The sequence below is a fragment of the Pseudoalteromonas sp. PAST1 genome (assembly GCF_021532515.1).
Classification (GTDB): Bacteria; Pseudomonadota; Gammaproteobacteria; order Enterobacterales; family Alteromonadaceae; genus Pseudoalteromonas; species Pseudoalteromonas simplex.
The window spans coordinates 63097-89311 of sequence record NZ_JAKGBH010000001.1; the positions used below are offsets into that span (position 1 = coordinate 63097).

General features: G+C 41.5%; 19 protein-coding genes and 2 pseudogenes. 6 read left to right on the forward strand and 15 right to left on the reverse strand.

The window, feature by feature from the left end; all coding sequences use genetic code 11:
- The first annotated feature begins 34 nt into the window (after window positions 1-34).
- On the forward strand, window positions 35-436 hold the full coding sequence (locus L1272_RS00255; protein WP_054552309.1) for a hypothetical protein: 402 nt from the start codon (window positions 35-37) through the stop codon (window positions 434-436).
- 58 nt (window positions 437-494) lie between these two features.
- Here L1272_RS00255 and L1272_RS00260 read toward each other — a convergent pair whose 3' ends face one another.
- Complete coding sequence (locus L1272_RS00260) at window positions 495-968, reverse strand: Dps family protein (protein ID WP_054552310.1); 474 nt, start codon at window positions 966-968, stop codon at window positions 495-497.
- Window positions 969-1332: 364 nt separating this feature from the next.
- On the opposite strand from L1272_RS00260, the gene L1272_RS00265 reads away from it, so the two are divergent.
- The gene (locus tag L1272_RS00265; protein ID WP_054552311.1) at window positions 1333-1542 is read left to right on the forward strand and encodes a hypothetical protein; all 210 of its coding nucleotides are present in this window, start codon (window positions 1333-1335) and stop codon (window positions 1540-1542) included.
- Window positions 1543-1546: 4 nt separating this feature from the next.
- Here L1272_RS00265 and L1272_RS00270 read toward each other — a convergent pair whose 3' ends face one another.
- Together L1272_RS00270 and L1272_RS00275 are read right to left on the reverse strand one after the other, a co-directional pair.
- Window positions 1547-2152 carry a PGAP1-like alpha/beta domain-containing protein gene (locus L1272_RS00270; protein WP_187489547.1) on the reverse strand — a complete coding sequence of 202 codons (606 nt, stop codon included), beginning with the start codon at window positions 2150-2152 and terminating at the stop codon, window positions 1547-1549.
- Between the two features lie 8 nt (window positions 2153-2160).
- Window positions 2161-2697, reverse strand: a complete 537-nt coding sequence (locus tag L1272_RS00275) for a YaeQ family protein (protein ID WP_054552313.1) — start codon at window positions 2695-2697, stop codon at window positions 2161-2163.
- A 140-nt stretch (window positions 2698-2837) separates the two neighbouring features.
- On the opposite strand from L1272_RS00275, the pseudogene darT reads away from it, so the two are divergent.
- Window positions 2838-3446: pseudogene (darT, locus tag L1272_RS00280) on the forward strand (type II toxin-antitoxin system toxin DNA ADP-ribosyl transferase DarT).
- Between the two features lie 7 nt (window positions 3447-3453).
- The gene (gene darG, locus L1272_RS00285; protein WP_235372536.1) at window positions 3454-4521 is read left to right on the forward strand and encodes a type II toxin-antitoxin system antitoxin DNA ADP-ribosyl glycohydrolase DarG; all 1068 of its coding nucleotides are present in this window, start codon (window positions 3454-3456) and stop codon (window positions 4519-4521) included.
- A 99-nt stretch (window positions 4522-4620) separates the two neighbouring features.
- Here the strand turns inward: darG and L1272_RS00290 are convergent, their stop codons facing one another.
- The 4 genes from L1272_RS00290 to L1272_RS00305 are packed head-to-tail and all read right to left on the reverse strand — an operon-like array spanning window position 4621 to window position 7170.
- Complete coding sequence (locus tag L1272_RS00290) at window positions 4621-4905, reverse strand: hypothetical protein (protein WP_235372537.1); 285 nt, start codon at window positions 4903-4905, stop codon at window positions 4621-4623.
- Between the two features lie 10 nt (window positions 4906-4915).
- On the reverse strand, window positions 4916-5584 hold the full coding sequence (locus L1272_RS00295) for a hypothetical protein (protein ID WP_235372538.1): 669 nt from the start codon (window positions 5582-5584) through the stop codon (window positions 4916-4918).
- Between the two features lies 1 nt (window position 5585).
- The gene (locus tag L1272_RS00300; RefSeq protein WP_235372539.1) at window positions 5586-6407 is read right to left on the reverse strand and encodes a lipase family protein; all 822 of its coding nucleotides are present in this window, start codon (window positions 6405-6407) and stop codon (window positions 5586-5588) included.
- Window positions 6397-7170, reverse strand: coding sequence for a hypothetical protein (locus L1272_RS00305; RefSeq protein WP_235372540.1), 774 nt, complete (start codon window positions 7168-7170; stop codon window positions 6397-6399). The genes L1272_RS00300 and L1272_RS00305 overlap by 11 nt, the downstream gene beginning before the upstream one ends.
- A gap of 327 nt (window positions 7171-7497) precedes the next feature.
- Here L1272_RS00305 and ylqF point away from each other — a divergent pair, with 327 nt between their 5' ends.
- On the forward strand, window positions 7498-8451 hold the full coding sequence (gene ylqF / locus L1272_RS00310) for a ribosome biogenesis GTPase YlqF (protein WP_235372541.1): 954 nt from the start codon (window positions 7498-7500) through the stop codon (window positions 8449-8451).
- Window positions 8452-9178: 727 nt separating this feature from the next.
- Window positions 9179-12628: a PAS domain-containing hybrid sensor histidine kinase/response regulator gene (locus L1272_RS00315; protein ID WP_235372542.1), complete on the forward strand. Its 3450-nt coding sequence runs from the start codon at window positions 9179-9181 to the stop codon at window positions 12626-12628.
- Here the strand turns inward: L1272_RS00315 and L1272_RS00320 are convergent.
- From L1272_RS00320 to L1272_RS00355, 8 genes and pseudogenes are all read right to left on the reverse strand, one after another.
- On the reverse strand, window positions 12625-15597 hold the full coding sequence (locus L1272_RS00320; protein ID WP_235372543.1) for a DUF3857 domain-containing transglutaminase family protein: 2973 nt from the start codon (window positions 15595-15597) through the stop codon (window positions 12625-12627). The genes L1272_RS00315 and L1272_RS00320 overlap by 4 nt on opposite strands.
- Window positions 15598-15782: 185 nt before the next feature.
- Window positions 15783-17063 carry a sensor histidine kinase gene (locus L1272_RS00325; protein ID WP_235372544.1) on the reverse strand — a complete coding sequence of 427 codons (1281 nt, stop codon included), beginning with the start codon at window positions 17061-17063 and terminating at the stop codon, window positions 15783-15785.
- Window positions 17064-18440: pseudogene (locus tag L1272_RS00330) on the reverse strand (sigma-54-dependent transcriptional regulator).
- A 63-nt stretch (window positions 18441-18503) separates the two neighbouring features.
- Window positions 18504-20954, reverse strand: coding sequence for an ABC transporter permease (locus L1272_RS00335; RefSeq protein ID WP_235372545.1), 2451 nt, complete (start codon window positions 20952-20954; stop codon window positions 18504-18506).
- A complete protein-coding gene (locus tag L1272_RS00340) occupies window positions 20954-21706 on the reverse strand; it encodes an ABC transporter ATP-binding protein (protein WP_235372546.1) in 753 nt (250 codons plus the stop codon). Before L1272_RS00340 ends, L1272_RS00335 begins: the two co-directional genes overlap by 1 nt.
- A complete protein-coding gene (locus L1272_RS00345; protein ID WP_235372547.1) occupies window positions 21703-22980 on the reverse strand; it encodes an efflux RND transporter periplasmic adaptor subunit in 1278 nt (425 codons plus the stop codon). The genes L1272_RS00340 and L1272_RS00345 overlap by 4 nt, the downstream gene beginning before the upstream one ends.
- A 153-nt stretch (window positions 22981-23133) precedes the next feature.
- Entirely contained in the window at window positions 23134-23796 is a 663-nt protein-coding gene (locus tag L1272_RS00350) for a response regulator transcription factor (RefSeq protein WP_054552322.1), read from the reverse strand.
- 112 nt (window positions 23797-23908) lie between these two features.
- Window positions 23909-26200, reverse strand: coding sequence for a TonB-dependent receptor (locus L1272_RS00355; protein WP_235372548.1), 2292 nt, complete (start codon window positions 26198-26200; stop codon window positions 23909-23911).
- Window positions 26201-26215: the final 15 nt, after the last annotated feature.

Below are 26215 nucleotides of genomic sequence, written 5' to 3' on the forward strand. Positions count from 1 at the left end.
GCGTAAACTTAAGTTGTATTTCAAAGGGGTAAGCATGTTTAAAGCCCATGGTGATTGGCGTTATTTTGTTGAGCCGCCGGTGATTTATGTGGAAATGAGTGGCAGTTTTAATAAAGAAGCCGTTGCTTCATTTAGTATTGAAGTTGCTCAAGAAATCATGAAGTACCCAGAGTTTTCAATTCAGTATGCTGTGGTTAATTTGGAACAATTTGAATTAGCAACTGCCGATAGTATTGAAACTGCTAAGGTTTACTTTCAGGCTGTCAAAGCACGAGGCTACAAACGCGTTGATTACATCAAAGCGAATATCATTGCCCGCAATTTATTAGAAACAGTTTGGTCTGGTGTCGAAATGGATATTAACTTTCACCAAGACGCTGAAAGCTTTTTTCAAATAAGACCCGAGTACGATAATTTAAGAAAGTGGTTAAAATAATACCTTCTGAATATAAAAAAGCCCTCAAGAGAGGGCTTTTTCGTGTCAATTCTGAATATTAACCTAGGTAAGCTTTTAACATCCAAACAAGTTTCTCTTGTTCTTTAATGTAGTCGCCCATTAATGATGCTGTACCTTCGTCATCTGCATCACCAGCTTGTGCTAAGATTTCACGCTGCATTTGAATAAGCGTGCTGTAACCTGCTAAAAGGTTTTCTACTGCAGCAGTGCCTTCCGTGATATTTTTAGCTTCACTGATCTTACTTGCTTCAATGTATTCAGAGAATGCATGTACCGGTGTACCACCTAACGTTAAAATACGCTCTGCAATCTCGTCTACTTTCTCAAGTAGTAAGTTATAAATTTCTTCAAATTTAAGGTGTAATTCAAAAAAGTTACGACCTTTGATATTCCAATGAAAGCCGCGTGCGTTCATATATTGAATTTGGTAGCAGCTTAGTAAAGAGTTTAGTGAATTTACGATATCTTCACTTTTTGCGCTGTTTAAACCAATTGCATTTACCTGTGACATAGATTGCTCCTTAAAAAAACCGTTAAGTGTTTACTTGCTAGTGCTTGGTGTTAAGTATTAGCCATCTTGGTTAATCTGTAAAATGGTTTAATTCGAACACGGTGATAGGTTTTACCTATCAAAGGTTGGTGTTGTCCATTTATGCACTATCAATATAACTTTGAATTACTTTTAATAGACTTGGGGCAACTGAGCAAAAAATCTACCTTATTTTACGAATATTTTAAAATTAGGCAGAAAGTATGATCTAAAACAAGGTTTGCACCTGCTGAGAAACACGCTGATTTAGAACTTGATTTAGGTCAAAAAAACAACGAACCAGAAGCGCATAATGACTTTACCGCATTTAACCAGGAGAAGAAAAATGGACGGTAAAACAGTTAAAGAAAACAAAGCTGAAATAGTCGTTGTCGTGATCGCATTACTTGCATTTGTTATCGGTTTGGTAGGTCATCTAGCTGGTGCTAGCTTCGCAAACTTTGATACCTTTGGCTATATTGCTGCACCTGTACCATTGATCCTAGGGATCATTGTTTTAATCTCATATAAAGTGGCTGCAAGTGCTGAAGATTAAAGTGTCACTCACTTTGATTTATAAGCTTAATAATGTAATCCATCACTTGGCGTGAGTAGATCATACTGGTGTGACTCAAATGAAACACCTTATGTTCTGCCATGCCATTGAGTTTGGTTTCATCTATCAAAACTGTACCATCAGAGACACTGCCTTTAGCAATCAGTGGCATTAGCCCTATGGGTAAGTCACCAGCAATACTATAAAGCTTGGCATCAAACGGCCAATCGCCATTTTTAGGTAATAAAAACTCCACGCTATTTTTTAACAGCATTTCAAAGCCCTTCTGCTGCATTTGTTTGGCAATATGGCTGCCTTTATGCGGGGTGCCTAAGGTGATCACCTTTTCGACATGGCGGCTTTGAAGAGAATTGGCCTCTAAGTAAGCGCGAGCAACCAAGCCGCCCATTGAGTGGCAAACTAAGGCGGTAGGTTTACCACCAATAAAGCGATCAATCTTATCGAAAATCGCCGCTCTATCGGGAGAGAGGGTGTTATAGGTCAAATTGAGTATTTTTAGTCCTGACTTTTCAAGACGCGCGCACAGTGGGCGCATCACAAAGCCTGACATATATAGTCCGTGTAATACTACAACCTGCCTAATTGCCATCGCGTTCCTTACATTAACTGTTGCGGTTTAATTTCGATATTTGCTGTGTCTGAGCTAACCCATACTTCACCATCTTGAATGGTAATAGTGAGCTTAATATTACGATCAGCTAAGTCGGCTAATGCCTGAGTCGCGGCATAATCGAGACTAAAAATACTTAAGTTTTTAAAATCATACAACTTAGGTTGATGTTTTTGCCACCAAATCGCTTGGTTATTTTCGCCGTAGGTATATAAAACAACTTGCTTCGACTTATTGCAGGCTTTTTTCAGGCGTTTTTCGTCTGGTAGTCCAAGCTCAACCCATAATTCAATTTCTTCGCTATAGTTAATGTGCCAAAGCTCAGGCTCATCATCGGCGCATAAGCCTTTAGTAAACTCTAAGCCTTCACGGGCATTTAGCGCAAAAGCCAACAAGCGGATCATCAAACGTTGTTCGGTTTCTGATGGGTGTTGTGCCAGAGTTAAATTGAAATCTTGATAAATGTGGCGGTCCATATCGCTTAACGATAATTGCGCTTTAATAATGGTTGATTTAAGAGCCATAACTGCTTACTTGAAAAAATTTGCGTCATTATAGCGTATTAATACCCAAACCACTTCAAGTTACTTTGCTCAAGTACAGATCTTAAAGTGATTTGGTATTTGCTCCGAACCAGTTAGAGTAATTTAAAAATGGATTTTAAATGACAATAAAAGTATCTCACATCACTCACATTGGTAACTTAGCTAGTATTTTAGGTCAAGGCTGCTTATTGTCTGACGCTAGACGTATAGAGCTTGGTTTGGTTAACCAAAATATTGGCTATAACCATATTAAGCAACGTCGTTTAGTTCGCCCTGTAAAAGTAGCTGCGGGAGGAATGATTGGCCAGTATGTGCCGTTTAATTTTTGTCCGCGCTCAGTCATGTTGTATGTTATTTATTGTGGGCATGATGATTATGGTGGTGGGCAAGATAAGGTATTACACTTAATTAGTGATATAGAAACGATACGTCTAGGCAATCAACATTGCTTTTTTACTGATATTCATGCTGACTTAGATTATGCAGAGCAAATTGATGATTTTACACGTATAAATGAGCTAGATATCAATTGAATTATTAATGAGCGCTATTGGCAGGACTTTAAAGAAGAAAAACAAGCTGAGTTTTTAGCGTTTGAGTCTTTACAATGGGGAGCTATCCGGCAAATAGGCGTTAAATCGCAAGTTGTGGCTGATGAAGTGAATGCCTTGCTTCAAAATGCGCGACATAAACCTGAGGTATTAGTTATGCCACAGTGGTACTACTGAGGTTAATATGATTACTTATCAAACTGGCAACATTTTGCATGATCAAGCGGATGCCATTATCAACACAGTTAACACTGTAGGGGTAATGGGTAAAGGACTGGCTTTGCAATTTAAAAAAGCCTTTCCTGATAATTTTAAGGTGTATAAAAAAGCTTGTGATGACAAAGAGATTGTAACAGGTGTGGTGTTAACTGTTGAGCTTAATTCTATCAATCCGCCATTTTATATTATTAACTTTCCGACTAAAGCACATTGGAAGGGGAAGTCTAAGCTCGAATATATAAAGCAAGGGCTTAGTAGCTTAAAATCTGAAGTAAAACAATTAGGACTTAAATCTGTTGCATTACCTGCATTAGGTAGCGGATTAGGGGGCTTAGATTGGGGTGATGTAGATTCACTTTTACAGAGCTCTTTAAGTGAATTACCTGATGTTGAATGGCGTGTGTACCCGCCACAAAACGCACCAAGTGCTCAGGCTATGCCTAATAAAACTAAAAGACCCGATATGACTTTAGGGAGAGCCGCTGTACTTGGGTTGATAGAGCGTTACATATCTACAGGGTTTGGATATCGTTTGTCTTTATTGGAAGTGCAAAAGCTCGTTTACTTTTTAACAGCGGCAGGTGAGCCTTTAAATAAAGTTGTATTTAAAAAGCATCACTATGGCCCTTATGCTGATGTATTACGCCATGTTCTCGATAAAATGGAGGGCCACTTTGTTACTGGTTATGCAGATGGTATAAACAAGCCTGATACGCCGATAGAGCTTAAAGATGATGCAGCTATTGAAGCACTTAACTATTTGCAGGCGTATCCAGAGACCAAACTGCGATTTAATAAAGTATCTAGGTTAATCGAAGGTTTTGAGTCACAAAATGGTATGGAGCTACTTTCAACGGTTCATTGGGTTGCTACTAATGAGTTAGAAGGAGCCACTATTACTGATGAAGAGCTTGTTAATGCAGTGCGTAGCTGGAATGCTCGTAAAACGCAAATGAAGCCCGCACATATCCTTGCTGCTTGGAATAAACTTAAACAAGAAAACTGGTTACACTTAAAAGCAAAAACCTCTTAAACTATCTAATGATGGACCCAAAAGAGTCCATCAATTTTTATTTTATAGTAGATAGAGCACTTTATATTTACGCTTCATTATCTATTGCTCACAAAAAGATTAGGTGAGTTTGTTAATCAGCTTTATAACTATAGAACCGAGTTCTTCGACATTATGAGCCAGTTTTTTAGCCTTAGTATTATCGTCTTCTGCAGCTTTAACTATTGCCATTAACTTTGATAACTTTTTAACATCCGTAGACTCCGGGAGCATTTCAGTAATCTCTTCGTCAGTTAGTCTTGTTACAGATGATATTCTTGAAGATAGTTTTTTGTTGGTATTGTTAGTGCCAGTTTGAATTGCACCATCAATTTCCTTTTCGAGCTCTTCCCAATTAATAGTCATGAATATCTCCTTAATTCAATATATCTTTGAGTTCATTAAGCTTTTCTTTATAGTTTGCAATGTCAGTAGAGTAATCATTAGCCTTTTCGAAGTTCGATAATGCATCAGAAACTATTTTGTCAGTTTTCTCGACAATAGAGGTTATTTTTTCTTCAGTGACGCCAGCCATTGCTAGGTATCTATTTTGAGATTCAACAACTTCTGCGGCTGAAGTTAGGAAGCTAGTTAGACTGTTATTAATCGCTTTTGCTTGAATGTATTCATCTCTTATCCGCTTTTCCATTGTTGCTTCTAGCTCATTTAGAGGCTTTAAAATCTCAGCTCTTGTTTTATCCATTTCCTTAAGTAACTTTGGGCCTAACATTATTACAAATTTCAGTTGATCAGCTTTATTACCGTTTTTAAGTATGTTATCCCATGCGTTTTGAAAGCTAGGTACGGAAAAAACTTCTTCGGCAAAAGTAGGTAGCCACTCAGTTTCAATGAAACGGTTAACTTCTTGGCGCTTCAAATCGAAAAATTTATTTAATAATGTAATATTTGCTTTTTCTAATTGGCTTAGATGCTTTCCAAGCTCAGCAGATAACTCTGGTGCTTCGGCCGGAATTGAAACACAGCCATTCATATTAATAATGAGAATTACTCCCCAAATTATATGCCGTAGCTTTTTCCTAATCATATTACTCATCCTTAAAGTCCCACTTTTTTACTGCCGCGAGGTAGTCGTCCATGTTGTGATCATCAATCAAATCAAGGCGCCTAGCTTTTACTGAAGAAACAGCGCCATCGACATAATCAATAAATTTAAACCAGAAACCAGGCTCTTGGTGTATCTCTACTTCTTCGCTTATGTAGAAATACTGACCAACATGGCTATAACCCATAACTCTAGCGGGGACCCTTGTTACTATATCGTTATTATTATGAAACCTAAAAAAGCGCTCCTTACATTCCATATTAAACAGCCGAGAAGTCTCTTTGTTCATAGCTCTAGGTTGGCCGAAAGTGTAGCAACTGGTAAAAGGTAAATCTCTATGGCTCAGGATAGCTGCTGCAATAGTCGCCATTGCCCCACCTAAGCTGTGACCTGTCAGAAATAATGGCTTTTGTTTTTCTCGTGCTTTAAGTTGATATTGACCAAACAGAATTTCCCAAATATCTTGAACAGAGTTCCAAAAACCTCGGTGAAACTCCCCAAACAGCTGTTTTACAGCGATTGCATTTATATTGTCGACCCAATCGGCTAACTCGTCAGTCCCTCTAAAGGCAAGACAAAAATATTCCTTATGCTCTACCATCATACCTTGGGCGCTATCTTTACTGGCTACAATTACATCAAGAAAGTCACTATCTTCGCTTTTTAAATCATTAAGAATCGCTTTTTTATCAGGCAACTTTGCTGGGGTTTGGTCATGTGTGTAAACAGCCTTTGCTAGCCTAGCCATCCAGTATGCATTACCTTTATCAAGTTTTGTTATATAGGGTTTAACTTTATTGTTCATTGCCGTTCTCACTTTTTAGTTTAGTTTGATTCAGTAGGGTATTAGGTTTAGTTTGCCAAGGGGCATTATCCTTATTGTGTCCACCTGAGTTATTACTTTCAGTACTAGTATTCTCTATCGTCCTAAGAAGAAGACTTCTGACAAAATTGCTGTAATTAGCAGCCTCTAAATTATCAATAGTTTTGATAAGGGTTGCCTCAGAAGGTTTATAAGCAGGGATTGAGACACCTGTATACTCGTTGGTATGAATTGCGGCAGTTGTTACCATTACGCCTCCAATAAGTATAACGCCAACTCCCATTGAGCCACTTTTAAAATCAATACTGGTTGAATTTGCAAAAGTACCAGAGGCAGATATAGAACCTTGATTAATGCCCAATATGATGAATAAAACTCCAAAGCTAATTACCGAGAACCCAATATGAATGGCTACCGTTTTCATGATTTGTTTATTGATTAGGGTGTTTTGATTGATAGCAGATGAAAATAAATAGGATGCGAGGGCATACTGATTTTGTACTTCAACTTCTTCTTTTAAAGTTCTGTAAATACTTGCTACTTTTTCGAGATCTTGTTTCGAATTAATGCTTTGCTCAAGTTGAGCTAGGTTTCCCATAACATTAAAAGTTAGAATTCCAGGAATAATTAGTCCAAATATAACCGCTGAAAATATTTTTGTTACTTTCAGAGTCCAGTGTGATTGGTGTAAATTAATTTCTGGAGAAGGAGATTTGATCAATCCTTTATCTTGGTCCGACATCATATTTCATCCATAAAATTTATTGTCAAAATCAGTATAGTTTAGTTTTTGAGGTGTGCATCGAAGGTCGCCGAAAATTATTTAAAATACGATTTAAGTTGTTTGAATGTGATTTTTAATGGGTGTTTTTTCTTAAGGCGGGGTAAAAGAGAAAACTCTCTTTATGGCAAGCTTTGCTGACCTACAGTATCGTGTATTTATTTTTAAATAATCATACTCAATGTAGTAAACTACCTACACTAGTTAAGTACGAATAGAGTAGTTTTGCTTTTAGTACCCATATAAGTCCCCCGTGGCGTTAACCTTTAAAATAAAGAGCTTAATAATCAAATGAGTAGAACAGGAATACAGTGGTTCCCGGGTCACATGAACAAAGCCCGAAACGAAATTAAAGAAATCATGCCACAGATGGATGTGATCATTGAGGTACTTGATGCCCGTATTCCTTACAGTAGTGAAAACCCAATGGTTACTGCGCTGCGTGGCGATAAGCCGGTGATCAAAATCATGAACAAGGCGGACTTGGCTGATCCTAAGTTAACGCAAGCTTGGAAAGACTACTTTGAGCAGCAAAGTGGTGTGAAAGCGATTGATTTTGGTAATGATAAAGCAGGTGAAGTGCACCGTATTAATGAGCTTTGTAAAAAATTAGTGCCTCATAAAGTAGGCGCTGATAAACAAATTAAAGCCATGATCATGGGTATTCCAAACGTTGGTAAATCAACGCTTATTAATACTTTGGCCGGCCGTATCGTGGCAAAAACAGGTAATGAACCTGCGGTAACCAAAGCGCAGCAACGTATTAAGCTTGACGATGGCATTATGCTTTACGACACGCCGGGTATGTTATGGCCTAAAGTAGAGAACGAAAACTCTGGTTATCGTTTAGGGGCAACCGGTGCTATTCGTGATACCGCTATCGACTACGAAGAAGTGGCAAGTTACACCGCTGAATATTTACTGCATGCATACCCAGAGCTTTTAAAAAGCCGCTATAAAATTGATGAGCTACCAGAGTCTGACTGGGAGTTTGTTGAAATGGCAGGTAAAAAGCGTGGTTGTATCCGCGGTGGCAATCAAATCGACACTTACAAAATGTCTGAAATTCTTATCAACGAATTACGCGATGGCATTATTGGTCGTATTACCATGGAAACACCGGCCATGCGTGAAGAAGAAGAGCAAATGGTTGCACAGCTTCGCGCTGCTGCAGAGGCGAAAAAAGCCGCTAAAGAAGAAGAGAAAAAACAACGCCGTGCACGTGCACGTAAGAACCGTCGATAAAGTTAACGCATTAACTTTTAGACATAAAAAAAGCCCTGCAAGGGCTTTTTTAGTTTCATATCTACCGTCACCGATATGAGCAATGTAGCAAGTAAAATAAGTAGGGTCGCTTATATGTCGCCAATATCAAGGGGCGTTGCGATTAGCAACATATAAGCTAAAGCTTTAACGTGTCGACACGCGTTTCTGGGGAGAAACAAATTCAATCTCAACAAGTCATCATACTTCGCTTGGCTTGTTGAGATTAATTATCAATTAGGTTTGCGATGCTGTCAATACTTTTTTGAAAATAATTCTCATTTAGTTTTATTGCAGGTTTTGTACGAATTTCAGACATAAAAAAAGCCCTGTAAGGGCTTTTTGAGTTTCATATCTACCGTCACCGATATGAGCAATGTAGCAAGTAAAATAGTAGGGCGATCACCTGTTGCCAATATCAAGGGGCGTTGCGATTAGCAACAGGCGATCTTAGCTTTATCGTGGGCCACACGTGTTTCAGGGTCGAGAAACAAATCAGTTTATTCCGAACAAGTACTTTATCGTCTTGTTGATAGTGATTATCAATTAGATTTACGTGTCTGTCAACACTCAATTGAAAATAATTCTCATTTCTTTGTGTTTGTTTTTTAAACTTCCGTAATACAATGCATTAGCACTAAAGTTAGGCTGTAAATTACGTGCAATAAAAACTATGCTGGGGCTATAACAATTAAAATAATCACATGCGATGTTCTCAATTTGGTCAATAAGCCTTCTTGCAATTGTGTATCTGGCAATTTTATTTGCGGTTGCAGGCTGGGCTGATAAAAGAAAAGTATTGCCTTTTAAAGGCTTAACCTATGGTTTATCACTTGGGGTGTATTGCACCTCTTGGGCGTTCTTTGGCACTACAGCACAAGCTGCATACAACGGCTGGTGGTTGGCTCCGACCTATGCAGGCACTATCTTGTTATTCATTTTTGGGTGGCAAGTCTATTGCCGCATAGCGCATATTTGTCGGCAGCAAAAAATAACCTCAATGGCAGATTTTATTGCGACTCGGTATGGTCAGTCGTCGAGTTTGTCTGGACTCATTTCATTGATTTCAGTGATTGCCATTGTGCCCTATATCTCTTTACAGCTAAGTGCAACTGCACAAAGTATCAACTTACTTACCGACCGTGCTGCCACACAAAGCCATGAAGTATGGGCCGATAGTACTTTTTACATCACGATTGTATTGGCACTGTTTGCTATTTTATTCGGCGCGAGGCGGTTAAAACCCAGTGAGCATAACCCAGGATTGATTGCCAGTATTGCTTTTGAATCTGTGGTTAAGTTGTTGGCGTTTTTAGCGGTGGGTTTGTATGTATGCTTTGCTCTATTCGACAGCCCAGTGGCGCTGTTTGAAAAAGCGCATGACTTAAATATTGATCAGCAAGTGACGGCCACACAAAGTCCAACCTATGTGTATGTTGCTCATACTTTGCTTGGTATTTTGGCGACCTTATGTTTGCCAAGACAATTCCACATGAGCTTTATCGAAAAAAATAACGATAAAGAGCTGGCCTCGGCGCGTTGGCTATTTCCGATTTACCTCTTACTTATTAACCTATTTATTTTACCTATTGCATATGCCGGATTAATTTACTTTCAAGGTCAAGAAGTCGGCTACGACACCTTTGTATTGGCTTTACCTATGGCGGCTGATGATGCCTTTGTGGCGTTATTAGCCTTTTTAGGTGGCTTTTCAGCGGCAACCAGTATGGTGATTGTGTCATCAATTGTGCTTTCAGTGATGATCACTAATGACTTTATTAACCAGTTTATTTTACGCCGCTCGCAACTTACATCGAGCAGTCGCGGGCTTGATAAAAATAACCTATTACATGCGCGAAAAATCGTTATCGTATTGATTTTATTGCTTAGCTATTTTACTCACCGAGTGCTGGGCGAAAGTACAACCCTTGCCAATGTGGGTTTGATGTCGTTCACCTTAGTCGCGCAATTTTCGCCGGCCATGATCATAGGCTTATGGTGGCGACAAGCATCGTGTCGGGGTGCGCAATTGGGGATTTTAAGCGGCTTTATTATTTGGGGATACACACTTTTACTGCCGAATATCGCCGGAGGTTTAGGAAGCGATAGCTTATGGCTTGTGAATGGACCGTGGGGAATAAACTGGTTAGCGCCAACCGACTTATTCTCATTAGGCATGGAAAGCATTAGCCAAGCTCTATTGCTATCGTTAGGTGCGAACTGTTTAGTGTATTTCTTAGTGCCGTTATTTAGTCGTGCAACCTTGGCTGAACGCTTACAGAGTAATAAGTTTGTTTCGCAGCTGAATGATTCGAAGGTAAGCAATCATCTACAGCCTTTGAGCTACCATGATCTAGGTGCACTGATGCAGCGGTTTGCTGAAAAAGAAGCGGCGCAGTCGTTGGTAAATCATTACTTTCCGGATGATAAAAGTAAGTGGAAGCGCCCTGCCAATGTCGAGTTAGAGCTATTAGTTGAGCGCGAGATGTCTGCGGTGATCGGCGGCGCATCGGCACGACTTATTTTAGATGTGGCGAAAAATGAGCAGCGCCAGCCTCTAGAGCAGGTTGCCGAGTTTGTTGACGAAGCAAGCCAAGTGCTTAAATTTAATCGTGATTTACTGCAATCAACAATCGAAAATATTCAACAAGGGATCAGTGTAGTTGATAGTGAGCTGCGCTTGGTAGCTTGGAACCAAGGCTACAAAAACATGTTCGCCTACCCAGATGATGCGCTTTACATAGGCCGCCCGGTTGCCGACATTATTCGTTTTAATGCCGAGCGCGGTTTATTTAGCGGCGAGAGCATGACCAGCGAAGTTGAAAAACGCTTAGCCTATTTACGCCAAGGCAGTGCTTATAAATACCAGCGCTCGCACAATGATGGTCGCGTGTTTGAAATGCAAGGTAACCCACTGCCAGGTGGCGGCTTTGTAACAACCTATACCGACATCACCGAGTTCGTAAAACAACAAAAAGCGTTAACCGAAGCCAATGTTAGCCTTGAAGAAAAAGTCGCCGCACGCACCTTGGCATTGACTCAAGCAAACCAAGAGTTGTCGATGGCAAAGCAAGTGGCGGAGCAAGCAACGGTCAGTAAAACGCGCTTTTTTGCCGCTGCTAGCCATGATTTACTGCAACCTTTCAATGCTGCGAGCTTGTTTTGTTCTTTAATGAATGAAAAAGCCCAAGACACCGAACTTAAAGAGTTGGCGATGAATATTAAGAATTCATTGGGCAGCGCCGAAGAGTTATTATCGAGTATTTTAGAGTTAACTAAGCTCGATTCAGGCTCATTTAAAGTACAAATGAGCGAGTTTGCTGCCAGTTCGTTGGTTGAGCCTCTGCGTAATGACTACGAAGCCCTTGCCCGTGAAAAAGGCTTAAAGTTCATTATTGAAACCTGTGATGTGCGCTTGCATACCGACAAAGCGCTGTTACGTCGAGTACTACGTAACCTTTTGAGTAATGCGATTCGTTATACCGAGCAAGGTGAAGTGCGCTTAAAAATGCAGTACGACGATGACCATGTATCCTTTATTGTTGAAGACACAGGGATTGGTATTGCATCGAGCGATCAACAAACTATTTTCCAAGAGTTTAAACAGCTTGGTGCAAAGCCAAGCGCCGAGGGGTTAGGCTTAGGGTTGGCAATCACTAAACGTATATGTGACTTACTTAAAATACCCTTAGTGATGGGGTCTGAACTTGGTAAAGGCACGCAATTTACCCTTACCCTGCCTTGTAGAGTGAGTACTGCGCCTGCGCAAGCGAAAGGCGCTGAAGCATCACAAGAAACAGAGCTGGGGCAATTGCGTATTTGGTTGCTTGATAACGACCGCAACGTGTTAGAGGCATTAAAGCAGCTACTCGAAAATTGGGGCTGTGAAATTTCAATAGCCACTAACTTAGCGGAGCTTGAGCAGTTAAAGGCAAGCCAAGCCCTGCCGCAATTGTTGATTATTGATTATCAGCTTGATGATGGGGTAACAGGGCTCGAAGTGATTGAGCAAGCGGCACTAACACGCTTACCAGCCATCGTTAATACTGCGAATCATGATGAAGGCATACGCGAATTAGTGCTCGATGCGGGCTATCCATTGCTTTATAAGCCTCTGAAAGCGCCCGCCTTAAAACGCATGATTAAGCGACTGACTTAATCTGCGTTTTGCTCAGTTGCTAAGGTTGACTCTTTGAGGCGTTGCTTAACCTTGGCAACAAAGCGTCTATCTAGGTCGTCTTCATTGCTTAAGAATAACAGCATCTCATTACCGTCATAATCAATAACGGTAAGTGAAGATGTTGTTAGAGGACTTTTTGCATAGTCTGCTTTCACTTCTTTTATTTCATTAAAGTAGAGCAGATCTTTTTCAATTACACCTTGTTCATTTTTCCAGTAACTAAAAAGCGTATTTTTCGTCATGCCATTGCCATCATCTCTGAAATCAAAAAATGCATCGCTATAAAAATACTCCACATTTTCATCACTAGGCATAATCTCTTGACGCTTTAAAAAGTTAACCTGATAAGACCAAAGTTTGTCACCTGTAACTATGGTTGAATTAGGCAATAAGTATAATTCAGCAATTAGCCCATAAAGTAGTAAAGGCGTCGCGAATACAGAAATTAGCAGCTGTCTTGCACGCCATTTTGAGTTGTACTCTAACGCATCTTTAGGTTGGTTCAGGTTTTGAATGTAGTTAACAATTGGTAGCCATAATAAAGGAATGATTAAGAATAGCCACATACCATAGTCACCTAGTGAACTTGCTATTTCACATACAATAATCATTAACCAAATTACAAAAGCAACCGCAGTTGGTAATATTTTATTTTTGTTAAAGGTTTGTTCGCTATGTTTTATAAGTTGAAGAAACAGTGCAAAAAAGAATAAAGGCGCAAAAATACCTCGGGCAATGGGCATCATATGGCTGTTTTGTTGCTGCTTAATAAACTTCCAATTGCGATAACTCCAGTAATTAATAAATATGCCCAAGCTGAATAAACTATAAAGGTAAAATTTACTGTTGCTTACAGGATAAAACTGCGCACCTTCAAATTCTGGACGTTTTCGAACTTCAAAACGCCAAGCCGCGATGAAAAAGATGATTGCCGCTAAGTAACTTAAAATAAAAACGCTATACCAGTTGGTTTCGTCATCTACTGGTGTGGTTGTGGCCCTATTTGTGCCGTATTTAATGATGCCGTAATGGGTCGCGTTATTGAGTTTTTTGCGCTCGCTTAGGTAAAGGTCTATTTGATCGGCTGGAATATGATCCTGCTTAGCACTGTAATCAAAGTATAAGGTCAACACTGAGTCTTTAAATGTTACGCGCTTTTCGAGATGAAAAAATGGGTTGTCGATCGTGACCTGCTCATCATCAAACTGCCAATTAGAGTCCGTAAACGTAACCTTTATGGTTGTTTCGATATTATTTGGGTAACGAAACCACATTGGTGCATTGTTTCGCTCTCGCTGCTCCGGCTTATAAACTGAGTTTTGAATTTCACTGGCGTAAAAGTCGTTTTGAAAATCATTACCCTCAGGTAGCCAAAAGTCATCAATAGTATAGTGCTCATTGGTAATTAGCTGACCGGTGTCCTCTGGGGATTCAACCAGCATAGGTTTGGCAGTTTTTAAGCCCTTGTAGGTATCTTGATAATATTCGCGGTAATCATCTTCTATGCTTTTTAAGCTGTTTTTAGCGATTGAACTGCGGCGGCTAATTGCTTCAAAGTCACCGTATTTATATTGAGTTGAGAAACTAACTGGCTCATCAATACCTTCTGGGATCTGATAATTATCAGAAACCTGTATGCGTTTTAGGGCAGGCTCTGTGAACATATCTGTAAAGCCTGTTTCACCTTGCTTTATTATTAACGCTACATCGTAGTTCGGTTGAGCTAAATTTTCTAAATCGCCGCGCTGATACGAAATGGTCGGATCAAGCCAATAACGCTTACCTTGATGCTCTAAGGTGACAATGACATGGTCAAATAAGCTAGGAGAGACCGGTAAGCTAGCAGTACGTTTTCGGTCTTCAGTGTTAACTAAAGCAGGATGAGCCTCTACCCCGAGCGCTTTAAGTAAAGAAATGAGCAAGATGGTTTTGTCTTTACAGTCGCCATAGCGCAGTGCCAGAGTTTCTGATGCTGGAGTAGGCTGGTGTGAGTTGGTGCCCATTTCTAGGCCCAAATAACGTACTTCGTCTTGGCTAAAGCGCAGGGCAGCCACAATTTGAGACTCTAAATCGGCATGTTGAAACTTAATTTGACGAGCAATTGTTTCAATAGCAGGGCTCACTTCGATGGCAGATTGGTACAAAGGTAACGACCAATTGACTACCTCTTGCCAATTATTTACTTCAGAAAAGTACACTTCCTTGTAAGGCGAATACCAATGCGGTACTTCGCTTGCAGAGCTAAGGGTCGGCTCATTGTGTTGGCTAATCTGGTAGTCAAAACCCGTATCTAGCTTGGTTTTAGTAACAGGCGACTCGCCATTTATAAAGTTGATATATAAGGGCGTAGGCTTTTGCCACTGTACCCGCATAAATTGCTGCACTATCGGCACCGACCAGTTCAGTGTGCGCTTGGTGCTGAAGTGTTGATAAACCGGATTACTGCCCGAAACCGTATAGCTGTAATCTAAAATATCCATGATCCGCATATCATCAATAATGACATTTAGGCTTAAGGTGCCATTGTATATACGACTTGCTAAGTCAGTCTCGCGTTGTAACACCTGTAGCTCGGCACTATTTAGTTTATCTATATATTGGCCGTCACGAATAATGCCTAAACTATTGAGCGTAAGAGATTGATAATTTGGGTCAAAATCAATATTCAGCTGGCTAATATAATCAACCCCAGACTGATTGACCGCTTGCATTACAGTACGATTAAAGCGTTGCTGTGGGGCTTGCTCAGATACCTGAAGCTGAGTGTCGAGCATTAGGTAGAAAGTCCCGTCTCGTATTTGGTCTCGAGGTATCTCAGGGGTAAGTAACTTATGGTGTTTTACCCAGTTAGCTGCGGGCGCAACTTGATACTCTTCTGCGGCTGCAAAGCAGCTCACAAAGAATAAAAAAACAGCCAGTAGCTTAAGTTGTAAGTGCATCCATTTCATTGTTATTTTCTAATTACGTTTAGCTTTATATGACAAATTACTGAATTTCGCGGCTTGAGCCAAATAAAATTCACTATTTAGGGCTTTTTTAATTTGGCTCATATAAATGCCTAGAAAATGGCGCTGAAGTTTTGCTTTTTATTTAGGTTTATCTAAGCGTGTGAAAGCCACATTTGTAAAATAAGTTAGCTGGGCACCGTAATTGTAGCTTCTGTGCCTTGCAGGGGTTTTGAGTTTATTGATAACTCAAAGCCTTGGTTACGCACAAGTTCTCGGGTGATCACAAGTCCTATACCTGTGCCATTTGCTTTGGTCGAGTAAAATGGCACGAACAAGTTATCGGGGTTTTGAATACCACAACCTTGGTCGCTAATTGCAATATTCAAGCTATCACCCTGCCTTGACCAAGTGAGGGTTGGGGCAGAATCGCTGCCTGCTTCAAAGGCATTTTTTATCAAGTTGATCAATGCTTGTTCTAGCTGACCAAAGTCGGCATTAATATGTAACTCTTCACTGCTATTTATTACGAGTTCAGGAAAGATAGCGCTTAAACGTGTGTTTAATTGCTCGCTACTGATTGCTTGTTTTTGTGCGGGTGGTAGCTTGGCAAACGCACTGTAACTGGCTACAAAATCAAGCAAGTGTTGAGCGCGCTTTTCTATAACTTGCAGCATATCTTGGGCGAGATCATCGTGACTGCTAATTTGTCCTTGGCGCTTAAGGGTTTGCAATGACTGACTCATTGAATAAATCGGCGTGAGTGAGTTACGCACTTCATGATTCAACACGCGAATTAAACGTTGCCAAACAAGTTGTTCGTTATCGCGAAGCTGTTGCTCAATTGAAAAAAAGGTTAGTAATTCAAAGTTTCTGCCGGTCCGCCAAAAAGTCTGCGATGAGATTTGAAAGCGTTGTTTAAACAGTGAGTCTCTGTTTTGTTGCCATTCGCCATCATGCAGTGCAATGCCTAAGTCGCTGGCCGATTTACCTTCAATCTGGCGATGACTAATACTGTTGATAAACGCCTTATTACTAAAGTAAATCAAGCCATGGGGGTCTAGTATAACGATGGGTAAGTCCAGCATGCTGGCAAACTCAAAAACAAACTCTTCTGTTTGCATATAATGGCGTTTGTTCTTGGCTATTTTATTGCTGAGCTTGGCAAAATCTTGCTTAAGCGCTGCGACTCGTCCAGTTTGATAAGACGCTAAATGCCAACTATTACTTTCGTCATTTGCCAGTGCATCTAGTTGCAGGCCAAAGCGTTCAACCACATCGGTGATCGCACGGTAGCTTTTAATTAAAGCAAAAGCGCTTATCCCGATAAACGGCAATAATAGGCTGATACTGGCAAACCAATCTAGTTCTAAGCTGAGCGAAAGGGCAATACCAAGTGCTAATAGCACCGCTATAACCATATAAAAATAGCGTCGAACACGCTGCTCTAACGACAACTTGCTACTCATTTAGCGTTCTACTTCTTTTAAATCGAGCTGATGTTTATCAATGCGACGATAAATCGCTGATTTACTTAATCCTAAAAACTCTCCTGCGGCGATAACATTGCCATTAAATTGCAGCAGTGCTTTTTGAATCATCTGTTTTTCAAGCTCTTCAAGGGGCAATAGTGGCAAAGCTTGTTCTGCATTACTATTTGTTTGCTCGCAACTTGGTTGATCTAAAATGAGGTCATTGGCTTGAACATTGTTGTTATCGCTCATGATCACCGCGCGTTCAATGCAGTGACTTAGCTCACGAATATTACCAGGCCAGCTGTAATTTTTTAGCGCGTTTAGGGCATCAGGACTTAGCGCCATATTTGCACGTTGGTATTTTTTACCATGCACTAACAACAAGTGTTCTGCCAAGGGAGCGATGTCGTCTTTTCTGTCGCGAAGCGGTGGAATGTGTAGTTCAATGGTATTGAGTCTAAATAATAAGTCACGGCGGAATTCACCCTGCTCAATGGTCGTAGCTAATTCACTATTGGTGGCAGAAATAATCCGAACATCGGCGGTTTTGGTTTGGCTTGAGCCGAGCACTTCGAATTCTTTGCTTTCTAGCACACGCAGCATTTTACTTTGTAGCTCAAGGCTTAAAGTTGCAATTTCATCTAAAAATAAGGTGCCGCCTTCGGCAATTTCAAAACGCCCTAGGCGGTCTTCTTTGGCATCAGTAAAAGAGCCTTTCTTATGGCCAAATAATTCGCTTTCGAATAGCGTCGGGGCAATGGCGCCAACATTCACGCTTACATAGCGTTTATCAGCTCTGAGTGAGCGCTGGTGAATATAATGTGCCTATAAGCTTTTGCCAGTGCCATTTTCGCCGGTAATTAAAATGCTGGCATCGGTTTTAGCTGCGCGCTCAGCTTTGGCAAGCAACAGCTGCATGATTTCTGATTGAGCTATGTAATGTGCTTGTGTGTCACTGGTAAGCGCCTTTAAGCACGCGTTGTCGTGATTACTTTGCTTGAGCTTGAGTTGTTGTTGCACAACGGCGGTTAAGCGTAAGTTATTCCATGGCTTTTCAACAAAGTCGACAGCCCCTAATTGCATGGCTTTAACGGCAACATCAATGCTGGCCCATGCGGTCATGACAATGACAGGTATGGTCGAACCTAATTGATTTAGTTGCTTTAAAAAGCGTAACCCTTCTTCACCTGAGGTGGTGTCGAGCTTGTAGTTCATATCAAGCAAAATCAGGCTAATGTGCTCCGATTTTAATAATTCAAGGGCATGTTCAGGGCCTTCGGCCTCAAGGCAATGTAAGCCCAGTTGTTGTAATGCAACAGTAGCAGCCAGACGCACATCAGCTTGATCGTCTATGACTAAGATTTTGTCCATGATGTTTTCTTATTATCCTGTTGAGGTAGCTTAAGCTAAAACTTAAGCCACCATTTTGTGCTGTTAATCGTTACGTAGTGCGGCCATAGGTTTTGCTTTGAGCAGTAAAACCAAAGGTCTAAAGCAAGCGAATAGCGCAATACATAAGGTAATACTCCAAGCGAGTAATTGCAGTCTTACATCAAGTATCAGCCAAGACATGAGCTGTCCTTGTAACATGTAAAAACCCACCATTACCGCGGCGAGAGCAACCGCAAAGCCAATGAGCACAGGGATAATAGCTTCAACACTCATAAGCTTGAATAAGCGCGCTTTTTTCGCACCTAATGCCATACGAATACCAAACTCATAACGGCGCAGACCCAGGTTGTAGCTCAGTACCCCAAAAATACCGATTGCTGCTAATAATAGAGTAAATAGCGCTAAGGTACTACATAGAACCACGGTCAGTCGGCTCATATACAGTAAATTGTCGTACTCTTGTTGCAGGTCATTAAACTGCCACATGGTTAGGTCGCTGTTCTTTTCTTTTAGCGTATTAAGTATTTGTTTATTTGTTAGCTTAACGCCTTCAGAAGCTTTGATTGTAAACATGTAGCTATACGGTGTTGCTGGCCACCAAATGTGACGACCAAACGACTCATCGTAGTATTTAGGGTGATTAAAATCTTCGGTTACACCCACCACTTCATACATCTTTTCTTCTAAGCCTTGGTAGCTCTTACCGATGATATTTCGATAGTCTTGGCCTGGTAATAAGTTCTCTGCAACGCTGACCGAGACAAGTATCTCGTTGGTTTCACCGCGTATAGCTTGTTCGCTAAAGGTGCGGCCAGCGAGAACTTTGGTGTTAACTAACGCAAAGTAATCAGGCCCTACCCACTGACTAGGGAAGAAAATTGAGCTTTTACCGTTTACATCAGTCAGGGTGTTGGCATTTTGTCTTGCTGATACTGGGCTGTGACCCAGGGCAACATCATCAATGCCTTGGCTATCAAGCAAAACCTGCTTGTATTGCAGCATATGTTCGTAGCGCTCAGCCAATGACATCTGATTATTTGGCTGGAACAGGTTAGCAAAATACAGGTTTTCGGTATCACTGCCGAGTGGGCGGTTTATCGTGCCCATTGCTTTACTGACTACCATCACCGAAAAACTCACAAGCAGCGCGGCAACAAACATTTGTGAACCAATTAAAATACGCACTGTACGGCCAGATACCTGTGAAACCCCGCCTTTACCACTGTTCTGCATTTGCGTATTTAGGGTTTTGTAATTCACCAAACGCGCTGTAATTACAGAGAAAATATAAGCAAGAGCAATACACAGTATGATGGCAACAATGACCAACGTGCTATCCACGGCCAAGCTATTAACCAGTGGCAGTCGGCCTTCTGCTAGTACTTTAAATAAACGTATGCCCCATACCGATAAAAACAGCGCAATGCTTACCGATAAGGTCATTAAAATCAGTGACTGTAAAAAGATACTTTTAAATAATGTGCTGCGTTTTGCACCTAACACCGCCTGCAAAGCGAGGGTTTTATGTTGAGCAAGAGCGCGTGAGAAAAACAACGTGCTTACATTAAGTACTGCAATAATCAGTAGCCCTACTGCACCGGCTAACATCATTAAGCTTAAGTCATCGTTATTACCCAGCTCAACGTCACGATACGGGGTTACTTCAGGTTTTACATCGGTGATCCCCCCGTTGTTTAGCCACTCTGATTTAACCGTATCAATTTGCTGTTTTAAATCGACTTTAACTTGATCTATGGTGACCCCAGGCTTTAAAACTGCAATCAGTTTTAGGTTTTTGAAAGTGTTTGTCCACGGGCTTTGCCAATCGTCATTGTGAAAGAAACGGCGGTCCGCACTGGATGGAAACCACACTTCAACGTCACTTGCTTTAAACATGTAGGGTGGGCTGAATGAGTCATCAACAACACCGACGATACGGTGAACGTAATCGGTTTCACCCGCCATGACTGAAAGTGTTTTACCAATAATGTTCGGGTCGCTGTTGTAATGCTTGCGCCAGAAGTTAGCAGAGATAACAACGCGGTCATCAGGAGTTTCGAGTGTTTCTCCAAGGTCAAAACCCTGTCCCATTAAAAATGGCGTGTTTAATAAGTCAAAATAGTTGCCGCCAACATACAGCACAGGCTCTTTAGGTTCGCCATCTAGGTTTGCAAAGATTTGCTCACCCGCATTGATCATCATACTTTGTTCAAAGCTTTGATTATGCTTAAGCCAATGCACCATCGACTGGTAGCTTTGAAAGCCAGTAGCATCGTAGTCATCATAGGTAAGTGATTGCTCAACCACCACCATGCGGCTTTCATCGTACACATCAAGGGGCTTTAAAAAGTAGCTGTTAACAAGGCTAAGCACCACAAACAAGGTGGCCAATGTTAAAGCAAGCGTTGCGATAACCGCAGTGACAAAGCCAGGAGCATTCATTAATGATGCCCACGCTAAGCTCAGTTGGGCGCGTGTTTTGGTTAATTTCATTACATCACCTCGGCGCTTTCGAGTACTTGCTCAGCAGTGTCGTTGCTAGGTGCTTGGCGAGCTTCAGAGTAGGAAACAATTTCACCATCTAGCAATTTAAGTTGCGTCTTTGCACGTCCTGCATAACGTAAATCATGGGTTACCATGCAAATCGTGGTGCCTTTTTTATTCAGCTCATCAAGCAAGTCCATGACGGCATCACCATTTTTTGAATCTAAGTTACCAGTTGGCTCATCCACCAATAAAATGCTTGGCTTGCCAGCCAGTGCGCGGGCAATAGCAATACGCTGTTGCTGACCACCAGATAATTGGTTTGGTTTGTGCTGAGCACGGTGGCCCATCTCAACCTCATCAAGGGCCTGTTTTACCGCAAGCTCAATTTCGTTTGGGATCATGGCTGGCTCTCGATAAGTGAGCGGCAGTGCTACGTTGTCAAACACCGATAATTCATCAATTAGGTTAAACGACTGAAATATAAAACCAATGTGAAGGTTTCTAAGTTCAGCTTGCTGATCCATATCGAGGGTTTTTGTATCGACTTCTTTAATGAAATAGTCGCCAGCAGTTGGGCTATCGAGTAAGCCTAATAATGACAGCAGCGTCGATTTACCACAGCCAGATGGGCCGCTAATGCAGATATAATCACCTTGGTTAATATTCAGGCTGATGTCTTTTAATGCATAGGTTTCAACATTTTGGCCGCGATAAACTTTGGCGATTTTGTTTAATGAGATAAGCGTGTTGGTTTTCATAAACTGTCCTGTTCGATTTTTATTGTTGCCAAATGCTGCCATTTAGAAAGGTCTGAAATGATCAGCTGTTCGCCCACGGTGGCACCGCTCAAAAGTTGAATTTGATTGTCACTGAGTGTACCAAATTCGATATTGGTTGGCGTTGCTAACTGGGTATTTGGATTAAGTTTAAATAGCGTGGCTTCGCTATTTGCTTGTGCTTTTTGCGGCACGTTAATGGTTAACGCATCGGGAATAATGTTGCTAACGACATAGCCTTCAATGCTTAAATCGGGGCGGGCATTGGCAGGCAGTGTGCCTTGTAAATCAAGTTCGATAATAACTCGACCATCGGTAACAATAGGGTCAATTCGGGTGACTTTGGCATCAACTTCACTGTGGTCTGCTTGGCTAAAGGTGTTTACTTTCGCTGCCATATTGAGTGCCACTTTTTCGGCATCTGCTTGCTTAACGCTTAGCTCTGCTTTGAGTGCTTTATTTGAGCCAACCACCGCAAGGCGGGTACCCGGCACGAGGTTTTGGCCAAGTTCAACATTCAACTCTTGTAGCATGCCATCGATGCCAGCTGTTATTTGCAGCTGATCAAAAGCGTGTTGTTCAACCTGATAATTAAGCTCAAATTGGCTTAATAGTTCTTGCTGTATTTTGCTACGTTGTAAGTGCATTTCTTTAAGCTGTGCAAGGCGTTGCTGCTCGATACTTACGCGCTCTGTAAGCTGTGCAACGTTTAGTATGCTTCGTTTGTAATCGAGGCTTGAAACAATCCCTTGCTCGATCAGTTTGCTTTCAGCATCGACTCTAAGCTCTGCACTTTGCAGCTCACTTTTTAATATGGCGAGATTTGCTTGGCGCTCAAGTAGTTCACTTTGCTGGTTAATTCTTTGCTCATTAACACTGGCTTTTTGGCGAGCAAGTTCTAGCCGAGCGACCGATAAACGCTGCGCTTGCTGTGGGTTGACGAGGCTTAAAATCACCGTGTCTTTTTTAACGATAGTGCCGGGGTATACATGGATAGCTTCGACCATTGCGGTGTCGGTATTGGTTAAATAACGTTGATACTTTGGCTTTAAACGACCAAAGCCACGTATTTTTACCACAAAATCGGCTTGTTCTACGGTTGCTATTTGCAGTTGGCTTGCAGCAACTACAGTGGGTGTCGCCCATTGATACATCATTAAAGCGCCAAGAGCCGATACGCCAATAGCTGCACCAGCCAGCCATTTTTTAGCTTTTGATTGCTGAGGTTTGCGTTTTAGTGTGCTGTCTAAATCCATGATACTGAGAAAAATAAATAATCATGGAATAGCTAAGGCGAGTTTTGTGCCAAAAGTTAAGGTGTTGAAAAGTAGTAACTTTTTATCTTTTGCAACGTGAGCTTTTCCCACTACTGGGAAAGCGAGTTTTAAAACTGGGAGTGAATGCTTAAATTAGCTTTCTTCGATTTTGCCAACCTGCGAAAGCTGATTAAACAAAATGCCCGCTTGAGTACGGTTATAAACATTGAGTTTGCGTAAAATCGCTGACACATGTTGTTTGATTGTAGTTTCTTGAATCGACATTTCAAAGGCGATTTGTTTATTCAATAAACCGTCGGCAATCATCGCTAGTACGCGGTATTGCTGCGGAGTTAGTTTTTCAAGGTTACGAGCAAATTCGCTTTGTTCGTCGTTGATCACCACATCGGTTAAATCCACTTCAGGTGGTAACCAAGTGTCGCCATTGAGTACATGACTAATTGCTTCACTAATAACATCTAAAGAAGATGACTTAGGAATATAGCCAGCAGCGCCAAGGCTCATCGCTTGTTTGATTATGGCGGGTGTCTCATTGGCAGAGACCATGATTACCAAGATATCAGGGTAGTGGTTACGCAGTTGCGAAAGGGCTTGCAGGCCATTTGCACCTGGGATCGTAAGGTCTAAAAATATCAGTTCAATCTCAGGGTGAGCGCTTAACAGTGCAAACAAACCATCAATGTCACTGGTTTCTTTAATATGTTCTTCTGGCACTGATGTCGCGGCAGCTTGACGCAGCGCACTTCTAAATAACGGGTGATCATCGGCGATTATGGTGTTCACAGCTAAAGACATTCCCTCGATTCTCCAATGCGTTATGTTATAAGTGATTTTGCCTTTTGAAACAAGGTTTGCCTGAGGGGAAGTTTCAGACAAACCTTTCTCACACAAGGATTTAGATTCTATTTTAGAAACGGTAACCAACAGTGAAGGCTACAGTACGAGGGTCGCCGTAGTAACCAATCAGGGTATTATCACCACCTAAACCTGGGGTGTATTTGCTGGTATCTGTTGGGTCTGTTGGATCAGGTGCTACGAACTGGTAACCACCAATCATGTACTCTTCGTCCGTTAAGTTTTTACCGTAAAGACCTGCCGTCCAGTGACCATCTGTGCTGTACCAAGTAATACCCATATTAAAGATACCGTAAGCATCTTGCGTTAATAGGCTATCTTCTTCGAATAGCGCGTAGTTGCCTCTGTGGTAGTAGTTACCGTTGACAACAAAGTCACCCATTTCTGTGTACATGCGGTACGTTGCACCCAGGTTAAAGGTTAAATCAGGTGTGTTTGATACCGTAAAGCGGTCTGATTTATCGAATGCTTCACCGGTTTCTGGGTCGTAATCAATTACGTTATCAAAGCTACTATCGATGTAACCCACTGATGCATCAAAGCTGAGTGATTCTGTTGCAACATAGTTAAGCTCAAGCTCAATACCATCTGATGTTGACTCACCAATGTTACCTAAACGTTGGTTCAGATCTGCTGCGCTATCGCCCGGTAATACCGAAATATATTGACGGTCTTTATGGTCAAGGGTGAATAACGTGACGTTTGCACGTAAGTTGTTGTTCCACTCACTCTTCATACCGATTTCGAATGAATCGACGATTTCTGGCTTTGCAGCTGGCTCTGCAGTGGTTGCACGTGGATTGAAAGTACCTGACTTAAAGCCTTGCGCATAACTTGCAAAGAACATGATGTCACGATTGTACTGGTATTCAACGCCAGCACGTGGTGTGAAGCGTGACCATTCTTCTTCATCATCGAGTACCGTTGGTACAAGCTGACCTTCTGGGCGAGTGTAACCTGGTACCCAACCTGATTCAGGGTAAACAATGTCAAAGATTAGGCCATTGTTAACCTGCGCTTCTTTTTTGTCTTTGGTGTAACGTGCGCCGAGTGTCATTGACCATTTATCTGTTAAATCAATCGAGCTTTGGATATACGCTGCTTTACTGTTTGAGTTACTACAGCCGCTTACTTCACGAGTCAGACCCGGAGCACCTAGACTTTGACCTAAGATACCTAAAATAGCCTCAAATTGACCGCAAGATTCACCATCATAGTAGTAAAGACCTGAAACCAATTTGTAGTTATCGCCTTGATGATTTAGCTGCAACTCGTGAGTCGTTTGCTCATCATCGTAAATAGCAGGTACGTCGAAAATTTGCAGTGACGTGTTATCAAAGTCGATATTGGTTGGTGAGTAGCTCTCACGGCTTGAACCGATATATTTAATGCTAGTGCTGTCAGTCATATCCCAACGAGCAGTTAAGCTGTAACCTTCGAGTTCAACTTTATTCCATGTTGGTAAGCTGGTGTAAGAGTCATACACGCTGTCTGGAACTGGTGCATCAGTAAGAATACTTGGTAGTAAACGGTAACCACCTTTTGCGTTTGATTTGTCTTCTGTTTTATCCCACGCGAGGCGGAAGAATAAGTCATCAGTCGGTGTGTATTCGAGTGTAACACGAGCTGCGGTTACGTCTTTGTTGTAGTTTTCGCGGTCTTGGTTATCAAGAGCCGATGTTAAAAACTCACCAAAGCCATCACGGTTAAGCGTTGCAAAACCAAAACCCACGTAAAGTTTTTCGTCAACAATCGGTAATTGGCCAGTGATTTTTAAATCTTTTTGGTTATAGCTACCTACAGTGCCTTGTATATTTAAGGTAGCATCACCGCTCATTTCTTTGGTGACGTATTTAATTGCACCACCAATGGTATTTTTACCGTAAAGCGTCCCTTGTGGGCCGCGTAATACTTCGATTTGTTGCACATCAAGCAGATCAAGCACGGCACCTTGTGGGCGAGCAAGATAAACATCATCGATATAAATACCTACGCCTGGCTCATACCCCCAAAGTGGATCTTGCTGACCTACACCACGAATAAACGCAGTAATTGTAGAGTTAGTACCACGGCTTGCTTGTAAGGTGGTATTTGGCGAGAACTGCTGAACTTCGGTCATGACGACGATGCCATTTTCAGCTAGCTCTTCAGCACCAATTGAAGTGACTGCGACTGGCACTTCTTGCAGGTTTTCAACAGTTTTACGTGCTGTTACCTGAATACGTTCAAGTTCGCCTTTTTTTGCTGCAGGTTCGGCTTGTTCTGCCGCTTGAGCACTGACACCTGCCAAAGCAAGTGATACAGCCAGAGTAAGTGGCGCGACTTTTGGGTTAAGCTTTATCATGTTGTATTCCTTGTT